This is a genomic window from Streptomyces sp. SolWspMP-5a-2 (assembly GCF_900091845.1).
Taxonomy (GTDB): Bacteria; Actinomycetota; Actinomycetes; order Streptomycetales; family Streptomycetaceae; genus Streptomyces; species Streptomyces doudnae.
Genome location: NZ_FMCI01000035.1, coordinates 39,189 through 51,196 on the forward strand (window position 1 = coordinate 39,189; position 12,008 = coordinate 51,196).

General features: G+C 70.5%; 1 protein-coding gene. It reads right to left on the reverse strand.

Annotation, left to right across the window (positions count from 1 at the left end):
* Positions 1 to 20 precede the first annotated feature (20 nt).
* A complete protein-coding gene (locus GA0115242_RS02415) occupies positions 21 to 11,957 on the reverse strand; it encodes an SDR family NAD(P)-dependent oxidoreductase (RefSeq protein ID WP_370672249.1) in 11,937 nt (3,978 codons plus the stop codon).
* Positions 11,958 to 12,008: the final 51 nt, after the last annotated feature.

Sequence of the window (12,008 nt, forward strand, 5' to 3'; positions counted from 1 at the left end):
GGATATGCCGATACGTGCGGTCAGGACATGCCGAATTCTTTGTCGATGAAGTCGAAGATCTCGTCGTCCGACGCCGAATTGATCTTCTGCGTGACGTCGTTCGCCGCGGGGGTCTCGCCCAACTTCGCCAGCAGGCGCTGCAATTGGGAGGTGGCCTGTACCCGGGCCTCGGCGTCGAGGGTTCGTACCAGCAGATCGGTGTCGATCTCACCGAGCTGGACGAAGAAGTCGGCGGGTTCCTTGTCCGCCTTCCGCCCGGTGGTGGGGATGTGTGTCTGGAGGTAGGTGGCGAGGGCGGTGGGGGTGGGGTGGTCGAAGATGAGGGTGGTGGGGAGCCGGGTTCCGGTGGTGGTGCTGAGTTTGTTGCGGAGTTCGACGGCGGTGAGGGAGTCGAGTCCCATCTCCTTGAACGCCTGCTGGTCCTGGACAGTGGCGGGGCTGGTGTGGCCCAGGACCTCCGCGAGGTGGACCCGGACGGTGTCGAGGAGCGCGGCGAACTGTTCCTCGGCGGGCAGAGCGGCGAGGCGCTCGACGAGCGAGACGGTCTGGGCCCGGGTGACGGTGTGCGCGGTGCGGCGGGCGGCGTGCTGGGTGAGCTGGCTGAGCAGCGGATTGCCGCGCAGGGCCGCGGGGTTGAGCCGCGCCGTGACCAGATGGGCCTGCGGGGCGCCGAGCGCGTGATCGAACAGCGCGAGGGCGTCGGCGGTGGCGAGCGGACTGATCCCCGTGCGGCTGATGCGCGCGTGATCGCTGCTGTCCAGATGCCCGGTCATGCTGCTGGTCTGTTCCCAGAGTCCCCAGGAGAGGGAGGTGGCGGGCAGGCCGTGGGTGTGGCGGTGGTGGGCGAGGGCGTCGAGGAAGGTGTTGGCGGCCGCGTAGTTGGCCTGACCGGGGTTGCCGAGGGTGCCCGCGGCCGAGGAGTAGAGGACGAAGGCGCTCAGGTCGAGGTGCAGGGTCTGCTGGTGCAGGTTCCAGGCGGCGTCGGCCTTCGGACGCAGCACGGCGTCCAGATGCTCGGGCGAGAGATTACCCAGCGTGGCGTCCTGGACGACACCGGCGGTGTGGACGACGGCCGTCAGAGGATGCGCGTCCGGGACGCTCGCCAGCAGCGCGGCGAGCTGGTCCGCGTCGGCGATGTCGCAGGCGGTGACGGTGACGTCCGCACCGAGGTCGGTGAGTTCGTGCAGCAGTTGGTGAGCACCGTCGGCCTGGAGGCCGCGTCGGCTCGTGAGGTGCAGGTGGGTGTGGCCCTGCTCGACCAGGTGGCGGGCGAGGAGGCTGCCGAGGGTGCCGGTGCCACCGGTGATGAGGATCGTGCCGTCCGGGTCGAAGGGTGTCGTCGGCGGGACGGTGAGGACGATCTTGCCGGTGTGGCGTGCCTGGCTGAGGAACCGAAAGGCGTCCGGAGCCTCGCGTATGTCCCGGGCGACGGTCGGCAGCGGCTGGAGCGTGCCGTCCTCGAAGAGGCGGCTCAGCTCGGCCAGCATCCGCTGGATGAGATCCGGATCGGCCTCGTGAAGGCTGTAGGCCTGGTAGGTGACGTCGGGGTGGTCGGTGGCGATCTGGGCGGGGTCGCGGAGGTCGGTTTTGCCCATTTCGAGGAAGTGTCCGCCGTGGGGCATGAGGCGGAGGCTGGCGTCGATGTATTCGCGGGCGAGGGAGTTGAGGACGATGTCGACGCCGTTGCCGTGGGTGGTGGTGCGGAACTTGTCCTCGAATTCGAGGGTGCGGGTGGAGGCGATGTGGGTGTCGGGGATGCCGTGGTGGCGGAGGGTGTCCCATTTGCTGGGGTGGGCGGTGGCGTAGGTGGTGAGGTGGAGGTGGCGGGCGAGTTGGAGGGTGGCTTGTCCGACGCCGCCTGCGGCGCTGTGGACGAGGAGGGTTTGTCCGGGGCGGGCGTGGGCGAGGTCGGTGAGTCCGTAGTAGGCGGTGAGGAAGGCGACGGGGGTTCCTGCGGCTTGGGTGTGGGTCCAGTGGTGGGGGGTGGTGGTGATCATGCGGTGGTCGGTGATGGCGGTGGAGCCGATGCCGAAGAGGCCCATGACGCGGTCGCCGGGGTGGAGGTGGGTGACGTCGGGTGCGGTTTCGGTGATGGTGCCGGCGCCTTCGCCGAGGGCGGGGTGGCCGTCGTCGGGGACCATGCCCAGGGCCATGACGACGTCGCGGAAGTTGAGTCCGGCGGCGTGGACCTTGATACGGACTTCGCCCGGGTTGAGGGGGCGGTGGGCGTCGGGGTGGGGGACGAGGCTGAGGCTTTCGAGGGTGCCGTTCCCGGTCCGCTCGATCCGCCAGTCCGTGGCGGGTGCGGTGAGAGTGGGTTGCGCGGTGGTGCGGGTGAGCTTGGGGGTGTAGGCGGTGGCGTTGCGCAGGGCGAGGTGGGGCTCGTGGGTGGTGGTGAGGGTGTGGGGGATGGCGTGGAGGCTGGTGGGGTCGTGGTCGATGTCGAGGAGGCGGAAGTGGTCGGGGTGTTCGGCTTGCGCGGTGCGCAGGAGGCCGGTGAGTGAGGCGTGGGCGAGGGAGGTGATGTCCTCGCCGTCGTGAATCGCGTTCGCGCGCTGGGTGAGGAAGACGAGCTGGGTGTCGGCGAGGCGTTCGTCGTCCAGCCAGTGCTGGAGAAGACGCAGGGTGCGGTTGGTGACGTCCCGGACGTGGGCGTGGGCCGGTGAGGCGTCCTTGGCGGAGGTTGTGCAGGTGGCGATGACCATGGCGGGCGCGGGTTGTCCCTCGGCGAGGGCGCTGAGCAGGCCGTCCAGATCCTCGTAGCGGGCCGCTTTCTCCCCGGTGTCGTCGGTGAGGGCGGTGACGAGTCGGGTCGCGAACGCGTCGTCCTCCGCACCCGCCAGAACGGTCCACCCCGCAGCGGAGGCAGCGCTCGCAGCCGCTTCCTCCGGGACGGACAACGGCACCCACTCGATCTGGAAGAGGCTGTCCCGGACGGTCTTCGCGCTGTCGCTGAGCTGCTCGGTCGGCAAGGGGCGCGTCGTGAGCGCGTCGACGGCGGCCACCGGGACACCCAGGGCGTCGGCCAGGTGGATGCGAACGGTGTCGTCACCGGTCGGGGTGAGCCTGACGCGCAGGTGGCGGGCGCCGGTCGAATACAGCTCGACCCCGGTCCAGGAGAACGGCACCGAGACCGATCCGTCGGCGGAGCCCAGGGCTCCTTCCAGGGCGACGGTGTGCAGAGCCGCGTCCAGGAGCGCGGGGTGGATGTCGAAGGCGCCCGCCTCATCGAGGACGACGGCACCGTTCGCCTCGGAGCCGGTCTCGGGGAGAGTGATCTCCGCGTAGGTGTGCTGGTCGTCGCGCCAGGCGGCGGTGAGCCCTTGGAAGGCGGGGCCGTAGGCGTAGCCGTGCTCGGCGAGGAGCGCGTAGGCGTCGTCCACGTCGACGGCCGTGGCGTCGGCCGGTGGCCAGACGGTCAGGTCAGGCTCCTCGTGCGCCACGGCGCCGGTGATGAGGGTGCCGGTGGCGTGCACGGTCCACGGGGTGGCGTCGTCCGGGCCCGCCGAGTGGGGACGGGTACGGATGGTCAGCGTGCGGCCGGTGTCCCCGGGCGGCGAAAGGGTCGCCTGGAGGTCCAGCGGACGATCGGTCAGGACCAAGGGCGCGTGGAGGGTGAGTTCCTCCAGGTGGGGGTGGCCGGTGTGGTGTCCGGTGTGCAGGGCCAGGTCCACGAACGCGGTGCCCGGGAGGAGCGGGGTGCCGGTGATGGTGTGGTCGGCGAGCCAGGGGTGGTTCTGGAGGGAGAGCGTCCCGGTGAAGACGCGGCTGTCGTCCGGGAGTTCGAGGCTGGCGGTGAGGAACGGGTGCTCGGTGACGTCCAGTCCGAACACGGAGGCGTCGCCCGCGTTGGTGGGAGCGTGCGTCAGCCAGTAGCGCTGGTGCTGGAACGCGTAGGTGGGCAGATCGACGTGGCGGCTGGTCGCCGGGATGGTGAGAGCGCTCCAGTCGATGGTGGCGCCGTGAGCGTGGAGTTGGGCGAGGGCGTGGAGCCAGGTGACTGCTTCGGGCCGCCGGGGGTGCAGGGCTGCGACCGCGAAGACGGTGTCCTGGTCGAGGGTGTCGGTGGTGAGGCTGGTGAGGGTGGTGTCGGGTCCGAGTTCGAGGTAGGTGGTGGTGTGGTGCTGCGCGAGGGTGGTGAGGGTGTCGGCGAAGCGGACGGTGGAGCGGACGTGGTCGCTCCAGTAGCTCGGATCCGTCAGGCGCTCGTTGGTGGCGAGCTGTCCGGTGAGGTTGGAGACGACCGGGGTGTGGGGCGTCTGGAAGGTGAGGGTGGCGGCGAGTTCGCGCAGCGGGTCGAGAACCCCGTCCATGTGGGGTGAGTGGAAGGCGTGGCTGACGCGCAGGGTCTTGGTCTTGTGGCCCTGTGCGGCCCAGGTGGCGGCTACGGCTGTGGCTGCGTCGTGGTCACCGGCGATCACGAGCGAGGTGGGTGAGTTGACGGCCGCGATCGACAGGCGGCCTTCGTGCTCGCTGAGCAGGGGACGGATGTCGTCTTCGCTGGCTTCGAGGGCGATCATTGCTCCGCCCGCTGGGGCGTCCTGCATGAGGCGGGCCCGTGTGGCGATGAGCGCTGCGGCGTCGGGCAGGGACAGGACTCCGGCGAGATGGGCGGCGGTGAGTTCGCCGATGGAGTGCCCGGTGAGGTAGTCGGGGACCAGCCCGGCGTCGAGTGCGAGGCGGTGTAGGGCGACGTGTAGGACGAACAGCGCAGGCTGGGTGTACTGAGTCTGGTGGAGGAGTGTGCCGGTCTCGCTGTCGGCGTCGGCCCACATGACCTCGCGCAGCGGCTGCGGCAGGTGGGGTGCGAAGGCGTCGCAGGCTTCGTCGAACGCTGCCGCGAACACGGCTGAGGCGGCGTGGAGTTCGCGTCCCATTCCGGCCCGCTGTGATCCCTGCCCGGTGAAGAGGAACGCTGTCCGTCCGGCTGCTCGCGTCTGCTGACCGGTGCGTACGAGGTGAGGTGAGGGTCGTCCCTCCTGCAAGGCGCCGAGGGCGTCGAGGAGTTCGGCGCGGTCGTGGGCGATGACGGCGGCGCGGTTGTCGAAGGCCGTACGGGTGGTGGCCAGGGCGTGCGCGATGTCCCGCTCGTCCACCTCGGGGTGGGTGCCGGCGAACGCGTGCAACTGCGCGGCCTGTTCGGTCAGCGCCTCTGCCGACTTGCCCGACACCAGCCAGACCCGCGGCCCGTCGAAGGGCGACTCCTCCGATACGGCGGGCTCGGACTCCGTTGCGGCGTCGCCCTGTTCGAGGATGAGGTGGGCGTTGGTGCCGCTGATGCCGAAGGAGGAGACGGCGGCCCGGCGGGGGTGGTCGGTGGTGGGCCACGGCGTCTGCTCGGTGAGCAGGTTGACGTTGCCGGTGGTCCAGTCGACGTGCGGTGTCGCCTCGTTGATGTGGAGCGACTGCGGCAGGACGCCGTGGCGCATGGCGAGGATCATCTTGATGACGCCCGCGACACCTGCGGCGGCCTGGGTGTGTCCGATGTTGGACTTGATGGAGCCCAGGTGCAGCGGCTGTTCGGCGGGGCGGTCCTGGCCGTAGGTGGCCAACAGCGCCTGCGCCTCGATGGGGTCGCCGAGTTTCGTGCCGGTGCCGTGCGCCTCGACGGCGTCCACCTGGTCAACGGTCAGACCCGCGTTGGCGAGGGCCTGCCGGATCACCCGTTCCTGGGACGGGCCGTTGGGGGCGGTGAGTCCGTTGCTCGCCCCGTCCTGGTTGACCGCGCTGCCGCGTACCAGGGCGAGGACGGTGTGCCCGTTGCGCTGCGCGTCGGAAAGACGCTCCAGGACGACGAGTCCGACGCCCTCGGAGAACCCGGTCCCGTCGGCGTTCGCGGCGAACGGCTTGCAGCGGCCGTCCGCTGAGAGGCCACGCTGCTGGCTGAACTCGATGAAGGTGTTCGGGGTGGCCATCAGCGTGACACCGCCCGCGAGGGCGAGATCGCAGTCGCCGTACCGCAGGGCCTGGCTGGCGAGGTGCATGGAGACCAGGGAGGAGGAGCACGCGGTGTCCACGGTCACGGCCGGGCCCTCGAGCCCGAGGGCGTAGGCGACTCGACCGGACGCCACGCTCCCGGCGCTGCCGTTGCTCATGAACCCTTCGAGACCGTCCGGGGCCTGTGCGAAGCGTGTCCCGTAGTCGTTGTACATGACACCGGCGAAGACACCGGTCCGGGTGCCGCGCAGGGCGGTCGGATCGACCCCTGCGCTCTCGATCGCCTCCCACGCGCACTCCAGCAGCAGCCGCTGCTGGGGGTCCGTGGCGAGTGCCTCGCGGGGACTCATGGAGAAGAACTCGGCGTCGAAGGAGTCCGCGTCGTCGAGGAAGCCGCCGTGCCGCGTGTAGACCTTGTGCGGTTGTCCCTCGGCCTCGTCGTAGAGGCCGTCCAGGTCCCACCCGCGGTCGGCGGGGAAGGCCCCGATCGCGTCGACATCGTCCGCGAGCAGGTGCCACAGTTCCTGCGGTGACCGTACGCCCGCCGGGAAACGGCAGCTCATCGCCACGACGGCGATCGGCTCCTCGGACGTCGGCCGCACGGAGTCGGTGGTTGCCTGCACACCCTGCGGGCTCACCAACTGATCACGCAGATGGCGGGCGAGAGCGGCGGGCGTCGGGTGATCGAAGACCAGCGTCGCCGGAAGCCGGATCCCGGTGCTGGCGCCGAGCTTGTTGCGCAGCTCGACGGCGGTCAGCGAGTCGATGCCCAGTTCCTTGAACGGGCGGTCCGCCTCGATCTCGGTGGGGCTGGAGTGGCCCAGGATCGCGGCGAGTTGCTCGCGGACGAGGTCGATCAGCACCTGGTCGCGCTCGCGCTCGTTCATCGCGGACAGCCGCTGAGCCAGACCGCCCTGCGCGCCTTCGCCGCCGTTGGCCGCAGCGCGGAGCCTGGGCGTGGTCACGGGCAGAAGGGTGCGGTAGAGGGGCGAGAGACCAGGGCTGTTGCGGAGCGCTGCGAGGTTGAGGCGGGCGGCGAGCAGGTGGGGGCGCCCGGTGGTGAGGGCGCGGTCGAAGAGCGCGAGGGCGTCGTCCGTGGCGAGCGGGGCGACGCCGGTACGGCTGAGGCGCGCGTGGTCGGCGGTGTCGAGGTGTCCGGTCATGCTGCTGGTCTGCTGCCAGAGTCCCCAGGAGAGGGAGGTGGCGGGCAGGCCGTGTGCGTTGCGGTGGTGGGCGAGGGCGTCGAGGAAGGTGTTGGCGGCTGCGTAGTTGGCCTGGCCGGGGTTGCCGAGCGTGCCCGCGGCCGAGGAGTAGAGGACGAAGGCGCTCAGGTCGAGGTGCTGGGTCTGCTGGTGCAGGTTCCAGGCGGCGTAGGCCTTCGGACGCAGCACGGTGTCCAGGTGCTCGGGCGACAGGTTCGCAAGGATCGCGTCCTGGACGACGCCGGCGGTGTGCACGACGGCCGTCAGGGGGTGCTCGTCCGGGATCGACGCGAGGAGTGCGGCGAGTTGGTCGGCGTCGGCGGTGTCACAGGGGGTGATGGTGACGTTCGCGCCGAGGTCGGTGAGTTCCTGGAGGAGTTGGTGGGCGCCTTCGGCTTGGAGTCCGCGTCGGCTGGTGAGGTGCAGGTGGGTGTGGCCCTGGTCGACCAGGTGGCGGGCGAGGAGGCTGCCGAGGGTGCCCGTGCCGCCGGTGATGAGGACCGTACCGTCCGGGTCGAGAGGCGTGGGCGTGACATCGGTGGCGGTGGCCGTCCGTGTCAGGCGCGGGGCGTGAACGACCCCGCCCCGAATGGCCAGTTGAGGTTCACCGGTGGCCAGCGCGGTGTGCAGGGTGGCCGGGTCCACCGCGTCCGTGTCCAGGTCGACGAGGGTGAAGCGGTCGGGGTTCTCGCTCTGCGCCGCGCGGACCAGGCCCCAGAGCGGGGATGCGGTGAGGTCGCGGACGTCCTCGTCGGGGGTGGTGGCGACGGCGCCGCGGGTGCAGACGACCAGGCGGGTGGAGGTGAGCCGTTCGTCGGCCAGCCACTCCTGGAGCAGAGCGAGCAGGTGGTGCGTCGCCTGGTGCAACTCCGCCGTGGTGGTGAGCGGTTGGAAGACGCAGGACAGCAAGGCGGTGCCCGGGTCGGCGCCGTCGACGGACTCGGCGAGCGCGGGGACGCCGCTGAACCGGGCGATGGACGCGCCGGTTTCTTCCGCCGTCTCGTCGGTCCGCGGAGCGGCGAAATGCTCGGTGTCCAGCCAGGCGAGGTTGGCGGTCGTTCCGGAGCCGGTCTCCCGCGAGGACAGCGCGGACGAGGGCAGGGCGGTCCACTCGATGTGGAACAGGCTGTCCCGCACGGCCTGGCTCGTAGCGGCGAGCTGCTCGACCGGCAGCGGGCGGGTGGTGAGGGCGTCGATGACGGCGACCGGGGCGCCGAGGGTGTCGGCGAGGTCGATGCGGACGGTGTCGTCGCCGGTCGGGGTGAGCCTGACGCGCAGGTGGCGGGCGCCGGTCGAGTACAGCTCGACCCCGGTCCAGGAGAACGGCACGGACACCTCGCCGTCGGCGGGGTCCAGCGCCTGGAGGGCGACGGTGTGCAGCGCGGCGTCGAGGAGCGCCGGATGAAGGACGAAACCCTCGTCCTCGCCTGCGGCAGCGTCGGGGTCCTCAGGGAGGGCAATCTCCGCGTAGGTGTGCTGGTCGTCGCGCCAGGCGGCGGTGAGTCCTTGAAAGGCGGGGCCGTAGATGTAGCCGTGTTCGGCGAGGAGCGTGTAGGCGTCGTCCACGTCGACGGCCGTGGCGTCGGCCGGTGGCCAGACGGTCAGGTCGGGCGTCTCACGGGCCGGGGCGACGGTGGTGAGGACGGCCGTGGCATGGACGGTCCACGGGGTCGTGTCGTCCGGGGCAGCGGACTGAGGGCGGGAGCGGACGGTGAGGGCGCGTCGTCCCTCGTCCGCCGGGGCCAGGGTCGCCTGGAGGTCAAGAGGGCGCCCGCTCAGCAACAAGGGCGCGTGGAGCGTGAGTTCCTCGATGTGAGGGTGTCCGGTGTGGTGGCCGGTGTGCAACGCCAGGTCGACGAACGCGGTTCCGGGGAGGAGCGGTGTGTCGGTGATGGCGTGGTCGGCGAGCCAGGGGTGGGTCTGGAGGGACAGCGTTCCGGTGAAGACGCGGCTGTCGTCGGGGAGTTCGAGGCTGGCGGTGAGGAACGGGTGCTCGGTGGCGTCGAGTCCGAAGGCGCTGGCGTCGCCTGCGTTGGTGGGGGTGTGGTGGAGCCAGTAGCGCTGGTGCTGGAACGCGTAGGTGGGCAGGTCGACGGGCTTGTTGGTCGTCGGCGCGGTGTGGTGGGTCCAGTTGACGTTGGTGGTGCCGTGGGTGTGGAGGTGGGCGGCGGAGGTGAGGAATTGTGCCCAGTCGCCCTTGTGGCGGCGGAGGGTGCCGGTGGTGAGGGTGGGGGTGTCGTGGTGGTCGGTGGTGTCGAGGATGTCCTGGATGCTGGTGGTGAGGACGGGGTGGGTGCTGATCTCGATGAGATGTACGTGTCCGTCGGCGATGAGGGTGTGGGCGGTGTCGCTGAAGCGGACGGTCTGGCGCAGGTTCCGGTACCAGTAGTCGGTGTCGAGGGTGGCGGTGTCCTCGATGAGTGCGCCGGTGACGGTGGAGTAGAAGGGGGTGTGGCCCGGCTGGGGGGTGACGTCGCGTAGGTCGTGGTGGAGGTGGTCGTGGATGACTTCGACGTGGGGGGAGTGGGAGGCGTAGTCGACGGGGATGGTGCGGGCGTTGATGTTCTGGGCAGTGCTGGTGGTGACGAGTTCGGTGAGGGCGTTGGCGTCGCCGGAGACGATGGTGGTGGCGGGTCCGTTGTGGGCGGCGATCCCGATGCGGCCGTTCCAGGGCGCGATGAGCGCTTCGGCCTGATCGGCAGGAAGAGACAGGGAGACCATGCCGCCCTGTCCGGCGATCTGGCGGAGGGCTTGGGAGCGGAGGGCGACGATGCGTGCGGCGTCGTCGAGGGTGAGGATTCCGGCGACGTGCGCGGCGGCTATCTCGCCCTGGGAGTGACCGATGACCGCCTGCGGCTGGATGCCGTGGGACTTCCAGAGTGCGGCGAGGGACACCATCGTCGCGAACAGGACGGGCTGTACGACGTCGATGCGGTCGAGGGAGGGGGCGTCGGGGTGTTCGCGGATGACGTCGAGGAGTGACCAGTCGCAGTGGGGTGCGAGGGCGTCGGCGCAGGCCTGCATGCTGTCGCGGAACACGGTGCTGGTGTTCAGGAGTTCGCGTCCCATGCCCGGCCACTGCGAGCCCTGGCCGGGGAACACGAACGCCGTCTTGCCCGTGGTGCGGGAGCGGTGATCGGCGGGGCCGGTCACGAGGTGGGGCGACGGGCGCCCTTCCCGCAACGCGGAGAGTCCGTCGAGGAGTTCGGTGCGGTCGTGGGCGATGACGGCCGCACGGTGGTCGAAGGTGGTGCGGGTGGTGGCGAGGGCGTGTGCGATGTCGTCGGTGTCCACGTCCGGGTGCGCGGTGGCGAAGGCATGCAGCCGTCCCGCCTGATCGCCCAGCGCAGCCGCCGTCTTGCCGGACACCAGCCAGACACCCGGCCCGTCCGTCACCTCGTCGACGGGCTCGGGGGCGGCGTCCGTCGGCGCTTCTGCTCCCGCGTCGGCGTCGACGGGTGCGTCTGCGGCGGTGGGCTCTTCGAGGATGAGGTGGGCGTTGGTGCCGCTGATGCCGAAGGACGAGACGGCGGATCGGCGCGGGTGGTCGGTGGTGGGCCACGGGGTCTCCTCGGTGAGGAGACTGACGGCGCCGCTCGCCCAGTCGACGTGCGGGGTCGGCTCGTCGATGTGCAGGGACTGCGGCAGGACCCCGTGGCGCATGGCGAGGATCATCTTGATGACCCCGGCGACGCCCGCGGCGGCCTGGGTGTGTCCGATGTTGGACTTGATGGACCCGAGATGGAGCGGCAGTTCGGCCGGGCGGCCCTGACCGTAGGTCGCCAGCAGGGCCTGCGCCTCGATGGGGTCACCGAGACGGGTTCCGGTGCCGTGGGCCTCGACGGCGTCCACCTGATCGGCGGTGAGCCCGGCGTTGGCGAGCGCCTGGCGAATGACCCGCTCCTGCGACGGGCCGTTGGGGGCGCTGAGTTGGCTGCTGGTGCCGTCCTGGTTGACCGCGCTGCCGCGGATCACTGCCAGCACGGTGTGGCCGTTGCGTCGCGCGTCCGACAGTCGCTCCAGCATGACCAGACCGACGCCCTCCGCCCAGCCCGCACCATCGGCTGCGGCGGCAAAAGCCTTGCAGCGGCCGTCGGGGGAGAGGCCGCGTTGTCGGCTGAACTCGATGAAGGTGTTGGGTGTGGCCATGAGGGTGGCGCCGCCGGCGAGGGCGAGTTCGCATTCGTTGTTGCGCAGGGCCTGCACGGCGAGGTGGAGGGCGACGAGGGAGGAGGAGCAGGCGGTGTCGACGCTGACGGCCGGGCCTTCGAGGCCGAGGGTGTAGGAGACCCGCCCGGAGGCGATGCTGGCCGCGCTGCCCAGGCCGAGGTAGCCCTCCAGCTCCGCTGGCTTCTCGGGGAAGCGGGCGGCGTAGTCGTTGTACATGACGCCCGCGAAGACGCCGGTGCGGCTGCCCCGCAGGGAGGTGGGGTCGATGCCGGAGCGTTCGGTCGCTTCCCAGGCGCATTCCAGCAGCAGGCGCTGCTGCGGGTCGATGGTCAGTGCCTCGCGCGGGCTGATACCGAAGAACTCGGCGTCGAACCCGTCGGCGTCGGTGAGGAAACCGCCGTGGCGGGAGTAGGACTTGTGCGGGGCGTCCGGGTCCGGGTCGTACAGATTCTGGGTGTTCCAGCCGCGGTCCTCGGGGAATCCGGAGATCGCGTCCGTGTTCCCGGAGACCAGGTCCCACAATTCCTCGGGCGACCGCACACCACCCGGGAATCGGCAACCTATCCCCACCACCGCGATGGGCTCACGCTGTTCCGATTCCAATTTGCTCAGGCGTCGGCGAGTCCGCTGCAGCTCGGATGTGGCGATCTTGAGGTAATCGCGGAGCTTCTCTTCGTTCCCCATGGTTTTTCCTCTGTT